The organism is Candidatus Paracaedibacter symbiosus (assembly GCF_000757605.1).
Taxonomy (GTDB): Bacteria; Pseudomonadota; Alphaproteobacteria; order Paracaedibacterales; family Paracaedibacteraceae; genus Paracaedibacter_A; species Paracaedibacter_A symbiosus.
The window spans coordinates 1,664,163-1,679,265 of record NZ_JQAK01000001.1; the positions used below are offsets into that span (position 1 = coordinate 1,664,163).

A 15,103-nucleotide genomic window follows, 5' to 3' on the forward strand; every position below is an offset into this window, starting at 1 on the left:
TTTTTTTTTAGGTCAGGTGTATCAGCCGTTGCACCTGTTCCCAAATTACGATCCTTACGTGAGTTCACATTACATTCACCATACCAGCTACCTAGCGCTATCCCAAGTTCGGCTCTCAGGAGGATATTCCTCTCACGATTCCTATCCTGCATTACTATGCTTCGCTACATTGTCAGGACAGCTCTCCTCCTAAGAAACACCTATATTAAATCCTTGTTTTTCTATCTTTTCTATCAAATCATATCCGAGGTGTTTTGCCAGTTTTTCCAATTTCCCCACTAAATTTGCTTTATATTTCTTTTCGTAGCATTCTATACCCTGCTCAACATAATCTTGGCCGTATTTAAGCAATCTATAAAATAAACATGCTATTTTTCTGGCAGTTGCCGTAATTGCCTTCGGTGCTCCTGCTTTGCTTTTTACTCGCCTCATGAATGCCCCAATTGCCGTTTGAGTTTTCCCTGCAGAGCAGGCTGCCAATCTAAATGCCTTAGATGCACTATTTTTTACCTTTCTGGTTTTACTCCCCAATATTTTTGCACCGCTAATTTTATTTGCAGGACTTAAACCCAACCATGACGTGAAATGCTTTTCTGTGGGCCATTTGCTCATGTTTGTGCCAATTTCTGCTGTAATAGCTTGCACTGTAAGCTCGTTCAGACCAGGAATAGCCGTAAAATCTACACCTATAAGCGCATATAAGCTTTCCCTAAGATTAAATTTAGGAATATTTGAAGATGATAACCTACGCTTCTTCTTTTTTAATGGTTCTTTATTTTCTTTTTTGTCAAGTTCCTGATAATAAACCTCAATTACTTTATCAAGGTCTTCTATCTGTTTTTGATAAAAATTGTATGATTCAAACTCTTGCTTCAATACAAAGAGATGCTCTTGCCGATAATCACCATTCAATGATTTGGCAATAACGTCTTCGCTGCTTTTGATCCCATTATTTCGTAATTTGGCTAATTTAATCGGGTCACGTTCACCTGTAAGAATCGCATTAATAATAGCTGTACCAGTAGCGCCAGTAATATTGCTGATTACGTTATGGAGCTGTATGTTCATCTCCGTTAAAGCTTTTTGCATACGCAAAACATGGCTTGACGCGCTTTCAATTAAACGTGCTCGATGACGTATATAGCTACGAAGAACACAAATCTGATCATCAGGCCGAAATGAAGCTCTCAACAATCCATAACTATGTAATTTTTGCAACCAACCACAATCTTCGACATCAGTTTTTTTGCGTCCAGGTGCACCTTTTACATGTTGAGCATTAATAAGATTAACTTCAAATCCTGCGCGTTCAAGTATTTGGTATACTGGAATCCAGTAAACACCTGTAGATTCCATAGCTACAGATTTAATTCCACATTTCTTTAACCATGTTGCCATCATATTTATGTCTTCAGTAAAGCTGCCAAATGATCTTATGCGTACACTATCTCTATCTTCTGGGACGCAAACGTAATGTATTTTTGAGCCAATATCTATACCTGCCGCATCAAGATTAATCATTTCCAACCCTTTTGCACTAGCGCTTTTTTTCTTGCTCATTGTAAAACCTCCGGTTATATGGGGCTTAGGCCATTGCCGGAGCTGCTATAGTTGGGGTGGTTTGAAATGTATAATCTCCTAAACGAGGTATCTTACGATCCATCAATATAAAAACCACAAGCCCCAAGACCAGACTTTATTACGGGTACAAGACGCCATTGAGCGGACGGTCATAACTCTCAAAGTAGCTCCGACATCCACACAATAGCAGGGCTGATTCTGTTTCTTACATATAAAACAAGATCCGCCAGGAGATTGTGTGCGACTTTATTCATGTCCTTAGGTTCACCTGGTGGTACAGGTGGTCCTCTCCTTTATTCAAGGGAGAACAGCTCTCAACAAAGACCTCGTGTCGCAGCCCCAACTTTTGAATGGTTCCCAAAATATTACTTAAGTACTTATCTTAGGTATGTTTGACGGATAGATATAGTTAATTTCCGCAGTATTCTTAAAGTGTCCTTAAACTTAAAAAAGCTAAAAAATTAATCTCTTATATAAGAAAGGAATTTAGAAATGAAAAAAAATTAGGTTTGTACTTTACTTTAAGTTTAATTAACTTATTTATTTCTTCTGTTGCCTTCGCAAGCTCACATCAAGAAGAACCTGATAGCGTTATTCTAGCTAAAGTTACTTCAAGGTTTGAGCAGTACCAAAATAAAGTTAGTGAACTAGAAGAGATAGCTAGTGGATTGACAGAAGAGATAGCAAGGGTAGAAGATGAAAAATCTGTTTTAGAAAAAGAATTAAATGACTTCAATGAATTCTTTGTAAACAAATTAATGAAAGGCAGTCCTTATTATCTTGCATATGTTAGAAGTCATTTTACAAATTCAAACAATCAAACCATACTTAGACAGAAAGCTTCCCAAAATATAAATCTTAGTGATCTACCCACATACCATCAGAAAGCAGTTAGAAAAGACACTAAAACATCTGTAAACGAACTTATATTTCTTTTTGAAAATCTTGGAGGTGTAAGAGGAAATCAGCAGGCTAATCTCCCTAGCATTACGTATGTAAACACTGGCTCACCCATTACTCCAACAAACGAGTTAGATAATGCAGATAAAACAATAACAGCTATAAGGCGCCGAGCTGGACTTGAAACCAAAGGAACTTCCATCCGACGAGGAATGAATTTTGATGAGCAAAATGAAGGAACCACTAGCTCAATAATAACTTCTTCATCAATAATACAGCCTACAAGCTCAGTAGTAGCACCTAGCACCTTGTTGACAAACTATGATGCAACTGTTGAGCCAGGAGCAACCGAAGAAGCAGAGTCTTAAGCTAGTAAATCTGGAAAAACCCAATTAATAGCTATGGGAAATAGTGTAATTGGGTTTTTTGCCTTGTTTATATAAATAAAGGGGGCCATTAGGAATTTTGTGTAGGTAGGATTAAAGTATAAGGTAATTGTATAACAAACAGAGAGGTTTGTTAAGTTGTTGCTTTTGAGGTAAAAAGTTTCTAGTTCTGATGATACTATGTTAACTATTAATACAAATATAGAATTGCAAAATTTTGACCCAAGCAAATACAAGTTTTCGTATTATCTATAAAAATATTAAATTAAGTGTATTAATTCAGATATGATGTGACGATGATCCGTTTTAAAAAGTTTATCTGTGTCAGGGGCATCGTCAACTTAACAAGAATGCAAAAATAGAGTAAGGTAAGAAAAAATAAAGTTCGGATAACGAGCTATGTCCTTAACAAAAGCTCCCCATTTGCAAGAACACCAGCTTGGGGACCATCCCAAACTTGGGGGTGACGGCAAAAAGAAATAGATTATTGTTAAATTCACATGACCTCAATTTGCCTAGAAATTCATAAAAATAAGCCTGTATACTTTTAAATTAACAATTATAAAATATTTTTCCTTGCTTTCCCTAATGACCCCCGGGTTTGGGATGCTCTCCTACTTACTGGGGATAAAAAATGGTAATTTATAATTAAAGTGGTTAAAGAATTGTGGAGAGAAATCATGAACAATAAACAATCCCTTTTTTTAAGTGTATTTTTTTTAATGGCTTATCCTGCTTCCATTGTTCTCGTCAACTCCATGGAACTCTCTATTGAGAAGCCTATAAATACTACAGATGAAATAGGGAATAAGGACAGAGATAGAATGCAAACTAATCAGGAAGAGGTACAGGTTGAGCAAAAGACATCTTTAAAAAGCAGGTTTCTTGAGCAACAAAAAAAGATATTAATCAATTCGATGAGGAATTACTTAGAGAACATCTAAAAAAAGCTTCACGAGAGGCTTTGGAAGAAGAGGGCATGATTCTTGAAGAGCTGCAAGATATAGAGGATAAATAGGTTGGCACTGTTGTTAAAATCAATAAGTCTATAGACGGGTTTGTCAAATATCCGTCATTCCGATGCACAACCCCAATTTGTGTCATTTTTCCGGGACCTTTTGCTTTTTGCTCCTACCTTAAACCATTACCGTCCCTCATTGCAATTTCACTATAAACGGTAAAGAGCCAACTAAAGCTGAAAACCATAACCATATGTTATAGGAAGAAAAAGGGGAGTCCCCCTTATCAATAATCTATATTAAAGCGTTCTAAAGCTCTCTTAGCATCAGGGTTCCCTTGCTTGGCGGATGAAATGAGTAGCTTGATAGCCTCTTCAATATCACCTTCATTGTAGAGTAAGGCACCTAAATTGTATTGAGCGTGAGCATTACCTTTATCAGCAGCCAAGGTGAGAAGCCTTTTGGCTTCCTCTTTATTTCCCTCATCTATCATCATACCGCTTAAATTACATAGAGCTGAGACACTACCTTTATCAGCAGCCAAGGTGTAAAGCCTTTTGGCTTCTTTAATATTTCCCTCTTTCCTCCTTAAACGGCCTAAAATACATAGAGCTGGGGGATGACCTTGGTCAGCAGCCAAGGTGCAAAGCCTTTTAGCTTCCTCTTTATTTCCCTCTTTCTTCCTTAAATTGCCTAAATTACATAGAGCTGGAGCATAACCTTTGTCAGCAGCTAAAGTGTAAAGCCTTTTAGCTTCCTCATTATTTCCCTCATCTTCCATTAAGTCACCTAAATTATATTGTGCTGGGGTGCAACCTTGATCAGCAGCTAAGGTATACAGTCTTTTAGCTTCCTGAATGCTGCGTTTTGATTGCATAATAGTTCCTAAACCAAACTGTGCGGAAGCATATCCAGCCTCTGAGGAACGCTCCAAATAAAATTGATCTTTTGTAAGTTGATATAACTTATATAAAGCTTTAGGATGGCTATTCTCCGCTAATCGGGTAAAAGCTTCTATAGACTCCTGCTCATCGGTACCTAGAAAAATAGAATATTTAGCTTGTAAATATTCCTCTTCACTAGGTGACAAACCGATAGAAGGAAGGATAGGCCTTAATAGAGATAAATATCTTAACGACAACTCCTTAGCTTCTTGTCGTACTTGCGTAGTTTCTTTTGAGACTGCTGGTAAAATCTTTCTTATCAGCTTTTTATGAGCTCTTATTGACCCATTATTTGCCGCTCTTATTAGTAAAGAAATCCCAATTTTCTTATTGCTCAGGTACATATTACTTAACAAGAAACAACCCCTTTCCACCCAATTATGACAAATCGCTAGTCTTTTCCAATTTATTGGTGTGTCGTTCCCATAGAGAGACTTAAAATATAAAATATCATGTGGATGGACTGTTTTTTCACCAATATGCTTGAATTTCATCACAATTATATCGCGGAGTGGCTTTGATACAGACTCGAATTGAGGAACCTTGTCTAATGCGAAGAAACCTAAAATATAATCAATTATTTCGGTAGGTAGGATATCAAGAACTGTTAGATTCTCATCTCCCCACCTCTCTTTAAAAGCCATTTTCCGGATAAGACTCTTTATTTCTTCTTCTTCTTTTATTGATTTAAACTTTAACTTATTTTCCTCGATTAGTTTTTTCATTTTTTGAAGATTTCCAGAAGAGGTTTCTATCCCGCTCTTACTTGCTTCTCGAAACCATTTAAAAGCAGAAAGATAATTTCCCATTCCATACTGGATCGTCGCAACATTATGCATGGCTTTAAAATGACCTCGCTCTGCTAAAGGTAGAAAAAGAATTTCCGCTTTTCTTAATGTATCAGGATCTTTCTTATCAATCTTGAATTTATTATCTTTCCGGTAATTGAGAGCTTCTTGATATAATTCCTCGTCAGATTGTTGGATAACTTGCGTCGTTAAGGCTTGGGGATTCTGCTCCTTGCTTAGTTCTTCTGATGCTTGTACAGAAGAAAAAACAAAGGAGGCAACTACACTAAGGCTAGTATAAAGAATAGTTAGATTTCGCATTTTAAATATTCTTATTAAATTAAAAGATAGAAAGCATAAAAATTACATATACACGATAAGCATCAATTTCAATACCCAATTATGATAGTGAATGCTAGAGCTTGTTTGTTGTTTATAAAAAATTGGCAAATTAATTCGGCCGAAAAAGTGCAAAATAGCGCGGCAGTTTACAATCTGGGGCTAGATCATCAGCCGACCCGAGAAAAAGAGAGACAAATGAGAGGTTTTAAAAGTGTACCAAATGCCCAAAGGTTTTTGAGCAGTATGGGTGCTTTTCTTAACCTTTTAAAAGTAAGACGATATAAACAGAGCGCCAAAGAGTATCGACAAAAATTTATTCAATCTTTAGCTATCTTTAACGAAATTGTGGCTTCACACCACCATTATGCCAAATAAGAGAGGGGAAGGAATCCCTATTTTATTCCCTCTAAACAACTTGACGGCACCCCTTGATGAGTATTATCTTGCAGGATTTTAAACAGACAAGTTGATGACGGTGCAAAGATAAGCGATAGCTATAGCCTGCTTTTCTAAATGCGACGGACCCTTGAAATTATGAAAGCAAACACCGGGGAAAGTATGCTTCTTGATTATGCATCTCTTCTAGTGAATTTGTCGGTGGGAGAACTTTATTGTCCTCATTTGTAGTGTTATTACCTTTGTAAATTTTTTTTAAATCTTCAAGGTCCTCATGGTAAATTAGGCCTTCCTTATCTGCATACACTAAATATAAATTGTTTAAAAATTCAATAAACTTTATAGAAGTTATAGTTTTAAGTTTACCTATGTCGTTGACAGGTCTTTCAAAGCGCTTTAATGATTCGATCTGTTTGTATTTTTGATTAAGTATTCCAATCTTAATTAAATCTTCTTTTTCGACATACGCAATATAAAACTGTTCTTTATGGTTAATTACATCCATACAACATATGGGTTCCATTTGCTCTATTGGTAACCACTCTGGGAAAATACTTGCGACTTTTTTTACTTGATCTATATGATACCAATCACTATAACCAGCCTCACCAAAAGAAGCATAGCGCAGAATTGCCATATCGTGCGCCTTTTCCATCCAAAATGCATGAAGTTCATCTTTAAAATTTATCAATTTAAAGTGAGTAATACTTTTATTATAACCAGCATTACGTAAAAGCTCTAAGTTTTTTTGTAACTTCCATTGTCGGCCATCCTCTGAATAAGCCATTCTGATGCTTGAATTAGCTGTTACAAAAGCACAATATAAGCCTTTATTTATAGCAATCATCTGAATTGGACTATTAATAGGACATGGAAACCCATTTGTAACTGCAATCCAATCATCCTCTTCCACGGACTCTGCAGGTAAATTTTTCTCCCAACTTTTTCCCTGGTCAGAAGAAACAAATAGCCAAATAAAGCCATTCTCATCTACGCATGGAGCATATAATTTATTTAGACAAGAGCAAAGGTTTAATTGCTGAAGCTTAAATTGGGTAAATAAATAATGTTTAAACTTGTCTTGTTCTTCACTTGTCTTTGTAGTTTCCTGTTCTTTAATATCAGCCAGGGACAGTGTGCCTTTTCTTTTGTCTTTAAGAAGTAAAGGGCCTAGTTTGGATGCTATCTCTACTCTATGAGGGCCTTGAAATGAGGGGTCGAGGAGTCCATCTCGATAGGCTAAATAAAGCTGAAGAGTTTTAACAAAAGATGTTGTTATGCCACCTCTTTCAAGATACTCTTTCCTAGGAAGAGAAGCATATAAGTTTTTTCCCGCCATTGCAAAATAATCGTTAGCTAGCTTGCTATATTCGTCGTGCTTGGGATTTTTCTTTGAATAGTCATTTCTTTTACCCTGGTAGTAATGACTTAAAAATCGACATGTTTTTAGTTGTTCCTCAGTAGGTAGGTTTTTATACTGATCCAAAGATAAAACCCCAGGTACCTCTACATTTATTGCAGGATAATTATCCCGAATTTCCCACAAGGCATTTAGTACAAAGCTTTCTTGATACCCCTCCATAAAAGCACGAGCCAAGTATTTATAGGCTTTAACATAATTTTGCTTAACTCCTTCACCATAGTAATACATATACCCGAGATTACGAGTTGCTGCTGGATTTCCTTTTGCTTCTGCCATCTCGTATGCTTGCCGGGCTTTTTTGTAGTTTTGTTCTCCACCTCTACCTTCGTGATAGATGACGCCTATCATATTATTCATCCATGCTTCATTTTCATAAGTACCCATTTCCAATAAGTTAGAAGAAGCTTGGAAGCAATTATAGAAAAAATCTAAATAAGTGTCTTCTGTAAAAGGATTATTGTCTAAGTCTAAAATATTTAGTAAGGCATAAATATTGCCTGCTTGAGCTGCTTCTCGAAGTAAGGTTTTGCCTTCCTTTCTAGTTTCTGAATTCCTTAGATAAGCGGCCCCTAGCCTGCCTTTCGCGTGAACATGCCCTTGGGTGGCCGCTTTTTGATACCATTCTAATGATTGAACTAAGTTGCACTCTGCCTCATAATGCTTGGCAAGCTTATATTGAGATTCTGCATCGTTCTCTTGAGCGCTTTTCATAAGCTTTTTTAGGTAAGAAGCTTTTCTTATTAAAGAGGGTTGGAAATAATTATTAATTTTAGGTTTAAAATTGCTCTCTTTCATCCAGGAAAGGAGATGAGTAAATTTTGTCACAGACAATCGCGTGGCGATATTACCTCTCTGATATCCTTCTTCTGCAACTTCCTGACTTTCTGTCGCTTCACCATAAGCATGAATACCAATAAGATAATAGCCCTTGTCAACTAAAGATATCCACACACCTCCACCGCTCTGTCCTTCAGTAGTATCAATATCGTAGTATAATCTTTCTGGTTGAGAGTGAATTAATTTTCCTTTCATAGTCCACATTTGAGTTCCCCCTTTATCTACAGGATACCCAGTTACAGAGACTTTGTGATTCTTAAGAAATTTATCTGGAGCAGGAAATAAACCAAACCACCCTATTTTTGGTTCAATATCTCTTTCTAAAATGATCATTGCTATATTATAAATTGGGTCAGGGACCGGGTATCTTGTCCATCCTTTAAAGCAGATCAGCTGTGAAGCCCTCATTTTATTAAAAATTTTGCCCCCATTTTGACCTAATTTTACTATAATTTCTTTTGCCCATCCCCCTCGATGCGCATTAAAAATACTGTGTGCAGCTGTCAGTATGTGTTTGGGGCCTATTAAAACGCCAGTTCCTAAGTATGAGTCAGAGTTAGGAAATGCGATTTCTAGTCCGGCATGAAAACAATAGGGAGGTAGAGATGTATTTATTACTTTTTCTCTTCTATCATAGCTCTTATGGAGTATATTTTCTTCTGGTATACTTTTATCTAATTCATCAGGCATAAAATCTTTTAAGTTTCTAGAAAAATCTACACATGGTGTGTAGTCCCCTTCTTTTATCTCTCCTATTATGTCTGAAAAGTTGACTGTATGGCGAGTAGAACTTTTATGTTTCTTTTCTAAAGAATGAACGACTGAAGCCCATTCTTGTGGATATCTTTTTTGTTTGTCATGGGCAGGGATATCCATCGCTGCACCCAAGCTAGCAGAAAAACACAGTCCTACAGTAGCTAATAAATAACCCCACATAATAGCTTTCCTCCCCAAAGAATAATTATATTTTAATTCTACCCAAAATTATAAATAGGGATAACAAAAAATTACTGTTTATTTTAACTTATATTAACCAACCTGGTAATACACACCTAGGACACTTAACGCCAAAAAACCAAAACCAACACCTAAGCCATATTTACCCCCTAATTTATGGTAAAATTCTAACGTTTTTGAAGAAGATGTTTCCTGCATTAGGCTTTGATGAGGTAAATTACAGTCTTCATTACTTATTGTTTGCTCACTTTGTTCGTCCTCTTCTGAAGAAGATGTTTCCTGCATTAGGCTTTGATGAGGTAAATTACAGTCTTCATTACTTATTGTTTGTTCACTTTGTTCGTCCTTTTCTGAAGAAGATGCTTCCTGCATTAGGCTTTGATAAAGTAAATTACAGTCTTTAATATTTATTATTTGCTCACTTTGCTCGTCTAGCTGGAATAGTTGATTAGTCCCAAATTTATCAAAACTTCCCAAGTATAGTGTATTATTATAGTTAGCAAACATTAAAGAAGTAATAGGATTGAATTGACTTACACCTCTAGCAGCTTGCCCAAAGCTTTTTACCTGTACAAGCTCTTCATCTTGCTGATCAAGCAACAATACTTTAATAGCACCTTCTTTTGTAGCATAAGCAAGACAGAGCCTATCCATATAGTTAACTAAATCTAGGCAAGAAATCTGCTGTTCATCTGTATCTAGGGGACTTACTTCATCTTCAAGAGATGCGTACCGCAAGACTGAAGTAGAATCCCCTCCTTTATCTAATGAGAAAATATAAGTTTTATCTTTAAAGCTTAATATCTTTAAATGAGTTATTTTACGTGTTGTTTTTTGATTTCCTCCTGGTAGCATTTCCTTTTCTTTACATGGAGTCCAAGTATTTCCATCAATTGAATAAGTCAGGCGTACTTTTTTCTCAGAGTCTATAAAAACACAACATAGCCTCCCATCATTTAAAGGAATCATCTGAACTGGACTATTAATAGGAATATAAAATCCCTCTCTAATTGCAATCCAATCATCCTCTTCTACGGACTCTGCAGGTAAGTTTCTCTGCCAGCTCTTTCCCTGGTCAGAAGAAACAAATAGCCAAATAAAGCCATTCTCATCTGCATATGGCATATACAAATTATTCTTAAAATTCACCGCGTTAATCTGTTTAAATTTAAACTGGGCAAATAAATATCGTTTAAACTTTTCTATCATGTTTTCCTGTATACCTTGTTGCTCCTCAACATTAGAAATTCGTTCTTTTCCTTTATCTTTACTATCTGCCCAGCAGCTTAAGAACTCATCTCGATAGCCTAAATAAAGACCAAGAGTTTTAATAAAGTCTCCTGTAAAGCCACCTCTTTGAGAATAACTTTTCTTAGAAGAAGGAATGTAAATAGGCGTTTTTGCCTCCTTAAAATGCTCATTTGCATTTTTTTTATGTACCTTGTGGTTAGAGTTCCTTCTTCCATAGTTACTCGCCTGCGAATTATGATAGTGGCTTGCTTTCCGACTTAGCCAAACTTTTTCCTCAGCAGAGAATTCACCAGGTTTTTTTAAGAATATTGTTTTCAAATTTTGATACAATGCTTCGGGACCAGATAATTGTAAGTAAGCATTATTCTCAATCTCCAAGATTTTCCAGAGGGCGTTCAGTACGAAGCTATCTTTATATCCACGCATAAAAGCGCGGCATAAATACATAAAAGCTACTTCATGGTTTAGTTCTACTCCCTCACCATAATAGTACATATGACCTAAATTACGGCTTGCTGCTGGGTTGCCTTTTGCTTCTGCAATCTCATATGTTTGCCGGGCTTTCTGATAATTCTGCTCCCCTCCTCTTCCTTCATGATAAATAACCCCTAAAGCATTATCAAACTCTCCATCTTCATCTTCAAAATTTAGTCTTTTCCATTCTTGTATGTATTTGTGAGCTTTTAAAAAAGTAAGGGGTAATTCTATCTTCTCATTGTCCTCTAAAAACAGCTTTATAGCATTCTTGAAAAGAAAATAATTAATTGTCTTATCATTCATTAAGCATGGATCCTCAGCATCCTCTCGACATATTAATTTATCTAGGGCTTTCTCAACAGTATCTAAATCTTCTTTTTTTTACTTAAGCGGTATTTCTCAATTCCTAGCCTACCTATTGCTGCCCAACAATCATTTTCCGCAGCCTGCATATACCAATCCTTTGCTTTTTCCCAAGCGTTAGCTCTCTCACTTTCTTCTGTTGTGTTACTCATACACTGTTCATAGTACACCCCCATATAGTATTGATATCGACTTCGGTTTTCGCTTTGTTTATTGTCAGCTTTTTTTTCAATATTTCTGATTCTTTTATCATCAAAAAGAAGAGGATGAGTAAAAACCGCAGGATCACGGAGGTAGCCAAAATCTCCCATCCAGGCTAGTATATTATGAAATTTTTGCGATGAAATACGGGTTGCAATGTTGCCTTTTCCTTTTTCTTCCTCCCCATAAGCATGAATACCAACAAGGTAATAACCTTCTTTCCCAGGCAAAGATGTCCAAACACCGCTACCGCTTTGGCCTTTGCTGGAATCAATAGCATAGGCAATTCTTTCTTGAAAAAGTTCACCAACAGTGTTTTGCATTGTCCATAACTGCGCCCCACCTTTGTCCCCAGGATAACCAGGCAATTGAATTTTCTTTTTACTAAGTATTTTATCAGGCGCTGCAAAAAGGCCAGCCCAACCAAAATCTTCACCTATTTCTTGGTCTAATATAACCATACCTATGTCAAAGGTTTTTATTATTTGCTTGTCAGGAAGAGAGGATTGATTGTTTGCGTCATTAGAACCTAATTTTTTTGTCCAACCTTGGTAACATATCAAATCAGTAGCTTCATATCCTATATCTTCATCTCCATCCCTATGGAGTGTCTGCTCATCATTTCTCCCAGGATAAAACTTTACACTTGTCGCCCATCCTCCTTTAGTCCCAGAAAAAATACTATGGGCTGCAGTAAGAACATGTTTTGGACCAGTTAAAACCCCTGTGGATATGTATTGTTCTTCTGGATTATCAAAAGTAACTACAAGAATGCCATAGAAACTATAAGGGCAAAGGTATGTAGAATATATTCTTGATCTTCTGTCCTCACTTTTTTTTAAGAGGCTTTCAGTATTATCGTCTTTTTGGGGAGGGGAGTTATTAACCCTCAGGTAAATAGGGGCTATTTCTTCTCCATCGTCAGCTTGAGAGGAAAGTTTATGAGGGACTTTTTGTTCTCTTACACCATTTTTTCCAACTGCATCATTAACAATGCGGAAATTTGCTTCATTTAGGTCTTTTAAATTACAGGGAACGTAATTGCCTTTTGGGGCTTTTTCTCCATGAAGTATTGTACCCTCTTCCTTCTTTTTTAGATCGTATTTCTTAGTGATCCAAGGATTATTATCATTTTTAAGTCCCTCTTTTTTTGTTTCTGGTAACTTTTCCATGCCTTGAGATTCAAAGGGAAATATGAAAGCTAAACTACAGATTAATATTATTAGGTACATAAAAACTTACCTTATTAATTGTTAGGATAATTTACTAAGTAAAAACTTCTTAATTACCACTAAGATTAAAAGCGAAGGGACACTTAATCTTAGTGGGTTTTTATTGTTTCTTATTTAAGAAGTAATATTTGATTCTTCGCTTTCCTTTTCTCTTTCTAGGATTTCCCGCCCTTCGCCTTCAGTTAGCCATTCATCAATTACTGCGTAACCAGTTTTAGCTGCCTCCTCAAGAGCTGGTAAGTATTCTACCTTGTCAAGTTCAATCTCCACATCGAACTCAGGATTAATACGGGTGTAACTTTGCTTCCCTAACAGGTCCAGCATACTATTATCAACATTCATACTATTAACATTCATGAGTGTATCTATTGTAGGGCGAGCAGCAAAGGCGTCCCCTGTATTTGGGGGAAAATAAAGCCCACCTTTCTTGTAACCTGTGCCTAGAGAAAGCATGATAATATTCTTTTGCCAAGCTATCATTTTTTGTTGTTGCGCCCATTTGACCAAATGACGAACCACAAGAGCCGAAGGATTATTGGTTAATAACCCACCATCCACGAAGGTATGCATAGAAATAGTGTGTTTTTGCCTATCTTGAAGGCCAACACGATAAGCAGGAAAATATGTTGGTGCTGCCGAAGTGCTTCGTCCCACTTGCCACAAAGGGATTCTAAGATTGTCGCGAGCTAGCAACTCTTTAGCAGTAAGTGTATCAAAAATATATGGGCGAGAAGGAGAATGATCTCCGCTTCCTTCAATATCTACTGCTGTAACTAAAGTATTCGTTAGGGTTTGATCAAGATAGGTGTTTTCTCCTAATTTTTCCTTTAATAAGCTGGTTAAGCTTTTTTCTGAATATTGAGGTACATTAATATGATGCCCTAAGTAATTTTTATATAACCAATATGCTCCACCCCACAGCCTAGCAGGGTAATTGTAAAAACTATAATTTTTTGTGTCCCCAGTAAGTGAAAAAATCTTTTCTCCATGTTCAGAAAATAGTTTTACTAACTCGTCAGTACTTAAGAGGGGATCAAGGGTAGGTCTTCCTTCCTCTATTACTGGTGCTGTTAGTCCCAAAGCTAATATTCCGCCAATTGAGGTGCCTCCAATATAGTCAAAAACTGTATGAAGATCACGTTTGTTCATTTGCCTATAAAGATAATCTAAATGCAAAGCTGGAATATAGCCGCGTATACCCCCTCCATCAATTGACAGGGTTCTAAATTGTATTACGGGAACCTCGCTGGTTTTCATTACATGGGAAATAAGGTCTTCCACATCGTCATTTATTTCGAAAAAATCTCTGCCCGTCTTTCTTGTAAAGAGAACAGTTGCAGACTGAATTTGTTTTATTAATTTAGGCCCATTCAATTCTTCTTTTGTGTCATCAGGACGTGCTGAAGGAAGATTCTTTTTTTCTGTTATAGATGGGAATATGAAAAGCTTTTCTGTATTCAATGCTTCTGGCAGTGGTAATTCTATTGGTTCTGCAACAGCTGTATTATCATTAATACTTAAATTTTCTATGTTGGGTGTTATCTCGCTAGGTTCAGCAATAATAGTTTGGATTACTGTACTATTTTTAGGGCTATGGGAGGCAGTAGAAAGAGGTTGTGATCCTTCTTGTTCCATTGCATAGATAGGTAAAGTACAAGTCAACATGTATAGAGGCAGCATTTTTAAGATTACCATAGATTTCCTCATTATTATTAGTTAACTTGTAAAAGCTATAATCTTAATTATGATTGTTCTAATTTAAATTTTAAGTTTTTTTCTCTTCTTTTTTATCTATTAGGCTGGCTCGATTTTTGGGAGCCGTTACGGTTTTCTTTAAAACCAGATTGCGTCTTTAGAACTTGTCTGGAAAAAGTCTAAACAAGTTTAGCAAGCATAATTTTTAGCATAGAGATACGGACCATATTCCCAGCATCGTAATAACTTCGTACAGCATACATTATACGAAGTTATACGATAAATCTTCTTTTTTTTACTTAAGCGGTATTTCTCAATTCCTAGCCTACCTATTGCTGCCCAACAATCATTTTCCGCAGCCTGCATATACC

10 protein-coding genes are annotated in these 15,103 nt (G+C 36.4%); 3 read left to right on the forward strand and 7 right to left on the reverse strand.

Annotated elements, in window-relative coordinates; genetic code table 11:
• Positions 1-189: 189 nt before the first annotated feature.
• A complete protein-coding gene (locus IG80_RS0107570; RefSeq protein ID WP_032112572.1) occupies positions 190-1,560 on the reverse strand; it encodes an IS110 family RNA-guided transposase in 1,371 nt (456 codons plus the stop codon).
• Between the two features lie 530 nt (positions 1,561-2,090).
• Here IG80_RS0107570 and IG80_RS0107575 point away from each other — a divergent pair.
• Positions 2,091-2,849 (forward strand): hypothetical protein, encoded by a 759-nt coding sequence (locus IG80_RS0107575; RefSeq protein ID WP_032113182.1) that lies wholly within the window; start codon positions 2,091-2,093, stop codon positions 2,847-2,849.
• A 698-nt stretch (positions 2,850-3,547) separates the two neighbouring features.
• Positions 3,548-3,811 (forward strand): hypothetical protein, encoded by a 264-nt coding sequence (locus IG80_RS0107580; RefSeq protein ID WP_032113183.1) that lies wholly within the window; start codon positions 3,548-3,550, stop codon positions 3,809-3,811.
• 301 nt (positions 3,812-4,112) lie between these two features.
• Here IG80_RS0107580 and IG80_RS13300 read toward each other — a convergent pair whose 3' ends face one another.
• Positions 4,113-5,609 (reverse strand): tetratricopeptide repeat protein, encoded by a 1,497-nt coding sequence (locus IG80_RS13300; protein ID WP_198027269.1) that lies wholly within the window; start codon positions 5,607-5,609, stop codon positions 4,113-4,115.
• A gap of 378 nt (positions 5,610-5,987) precedes the next feature.
• On the opposite strand from IG80_RS13300, the gene IG80_RS0107590 reads away from it, so the two are divergent.
• Positions 5,988-6,275 (forward strand): hypothetical protein, encoded by a 288-nt coding sequence (locus IG80_RS0107590; RefSeq protein WP_032113184.1) that lies wholly within the window; start codon positions 5,988-5,990, stop codon positions 6,273-6,275.
• Positions 6,276-6,432: 157 nt separating this feature from the next.
• On the opposite strand, the gene IG80_RS0107595 is transcribed toward IG80_RS0107590, so the two are convergent.
• The 5 genes from IG80_RS0107595 to IG80_RS16215 form a co-directional block, all read right to left on the reverse strand.
• Positions 6,433-9,492, reverse strand: coding sequence for a trypsin-like serine protease (locus IG80_RS0107595; protein ID WP_032113185.1), 3,060 nt, complete (start codon positions 9,490-9,492; stop codon positions 6,433-6,435).
• A 93-nt stretch (positions 9,493-9,585) separates the two neighbouring features.
• Positions 9,586-11,544 (reverse strand): tetratricopeptide repeat protein, encoded by a 1,959-nt coding sequence (locus tag IG80_RS13305; protein ID WP_052046216.1) that lies wholly within the window; start codon positions 11,542-11,544, stop codon positions 9,586-9,588.
• Positions 11,545-11,606: 62 nt separating this feature from the next.
• Entirely contained in the window at positions 11,607-13,037 is a 1,431-nt protein-coding gene (locus IG80_RS0107605; protein ID WP_032113186.1) for a trypsin-like serine peptidase, read from the reverse strand.
• A 114-nt stretch (positions 13,038-13,151) separates the two neighbouring features.
• The gene (locus tag IG80_RS0107610; protein WP_198027271.1) at positions 13,152-14,732 is read right to left on the reverse strand and encodes a patatin-like phospholipase family protein; all 1,581 of its coding nucleotides are present in this window, start codon (positions 14,730-14,732) and stop codon (positions 13,152-13,154) included.
• Between the two features lie 189 nt (positions 14,733-14,921).
• Positions 14,922-15,103, reverse strand: a 182-nt coding sequence (locus IG80_RS16215) for a hypothetical protein (protein WP_232224351.1), incomplete at its 5' end; no start/stop codon positions are given.

Coding starts and splice junctions, on each gene's coding strand:
- IG80_RS0107570 (WP_032112572.1), bottom strand. CDS start 1,560: ATGAGCAAGAAAAAAAGCGCTAGTGCAAAAGGGTTGGAAATGATTAAT.
- IG80_RS13305 (WP_052046216.1), bottom strand. CDS start 11,544: ATGAATGATAAGACAATTAATTATTTTCTTTTCAAGAATGCTATAAAG.
- IG80_RS0107595 (WP_032113185.1), bottom strand. CDS start 9,492: ATGTGGGGTTATTTATTAGCTACTGTAGGACTGTGTTTTTCTGCTAGC.
- IG80_RS13300 (WP_198027269.1), bottom strand. CDS start 5,609: ATGCATAATGTTGCGACGATCCAGTATGGAATGGGAAATTATCTTTCT.
- IG80_RS0107610 (WP_198027271.1), bottom strand. CDS start 14,732: ATGGTAATCTTAAAAATGCTGCCTCTATACATGTTGACTTGTACTTTA.
- IG80_RS0107580 (WP_032113183.1), top strand. CDS start 3,548: ATGAACAATAAACAATCCCTTTTTTTAAGTGTATTTTTTTTAATGGCT.
- IG80_RS0107605 (WP_032113186.1), bottom strand. CDS start 13,037: ATGTACCTAATAATATTAATCTGTAGTTTAGCTTTCATATTTCCCTTT.